This window comes from Acinetobacter sp. YH16051 (genome assembly GCF_013417135.1).
Classification (GTDB): Bacteria; Pseudomonadota; Gammaproteobacteria; order Pseudomonadales; family Moraxellaceae; genus Acinetobacter; species Acinetobacter towneri.
Genome location: NZ_VPEN01000127.1, coordinates 1 through 1,273, shown reverse-complemented (window position 1 = coordinate 1,273; position 1,273 = coordinate 1). Strand labels below are relative to the sequence as shown.

The following is a 1,273-nucleotide window of genomic DNA, read 5'->3' as shown; positions in this document are numbered from 1 at the left end:
CTCATTCCTATTTTTATGCGATTAAGTGCAATTATATGCGATTAAGTGCAATTATATGCGATTAAGTGCAATTATATGCGATCAAGAGCTTTTATATGCAATTATATGCTTTTAAGTGCGATTATAAAATTTTATAAGCTTTTAATCTCTTTTATGTGCGATTATATGCGATTAAGTGCGAAACCTAATTAAGGTGAAACAGGCAAGATGTGTAATGTTGGTCAACATGCTAGCATTTTGACACCCATTACTCCTGCTTATTCGCTTTTCAAGCTCAACGTGGAATCTTGTCCTGCGGAGCTTTTGGCATAGCCAAATGACAATGGAAATGATGAAAATGAATGAAAAGAAAAAGCCAAAACGGATACGCCAAAAGATCATTAAAGTGGTCGTAACTGATGAAGAAAAAAAGCAGATTGAAGCAAATGCTGCTCAGGCTAATTTATCGGTTTCTCAATATGCACGTGATTTGGGTTTAAGCTATCAGCCCAAAAGTTTGATAGATGTTCAATCGTTTCAGGAAATTCGTAGCATAAAGGAGGATTTCAACAAGATTGGTGGTTTGTTGAAAAATCTTATGAGTGGTGAGGTGACTGATCCGAAAGAGATCCAAACAAAATTAAATGGCTTACTGTTGGACTTATCCAAAAATCAAAATTTGCTTGATCAGCTACTGACTAAAGTAAGATCCAAGATCAAGTTTTAAAAAAAGTGTATGGTCTGTTGCCTTGTATAGTGGCGTTAGCCGCCACTGCGTATAAGAGATTTTATGTTAATCAGATGATTAAAAGGCCCGTAAATAGGGCCTTTCGTATAACGTGTATTATGTTAATTTTAGAGAAACTTTATGATAAGACAAAATCTACAGCTGCTTTTGCATGTATAGAAGTAGTATCAAAGAGAGGGACTGAAAATTTAATATCTCCAATAAGCATACAAATCTCTGTGCACCCTAAGATAACTCCTTCTGCTCCAGAAGATATTAAATCTTCGACAACATTGATATATTTCTTTTGAGACTCTTTGTTTATAACCCCTAAACATAATTCATTATAAATAATATCGTGCACAACTTTTCTATTTGTTTCATTTGGCGTTATTACTTCAAGTCCTTTTTCTTCTAATCTGTTTTTATAAAAATCTTGTTCCATAGTAAAAGCTGTACCAAGCAGACCAATTTTTTTAATATTTTGACTTAAAATTTCCGTAGCTGTTGCATCGGCAATATGAATAAATGGAATAGTAGTTGAATTCTCAATATAAGAAGCCACTT

2 protein-coding genes are annotated in these 1,273 nt (G+C 33.6%); one reads left to right on the top strand and one right to left on the bottom strand.

Translation table 11 applies throughout. The features are described from left to right. Positions 1–337 precede the first annotated feature (337 nt). A complete protein-coding gene (locus FTV41_RS14815; protein ID WP_179991841.1) occupies positions 338–706 on the top strand; it encodes a LysR family transcriptional regulator in 369 nt (122 codons plus the stop codon). 139 nt (positions 707–845) lie between these two features. On the opposite strand, the gene FTV41_RS14810 is transcribed toward FTV41_RS14815, so the two are convergent. Beyond that, positions 846–1,273: aspartate/glutamate racemase family protein (locus FTV41_RS14810; RefSeq protein ID WP_179996774.1), on the bottom strand; the 428-nt coding region annotated here is incomplete at its 5' end.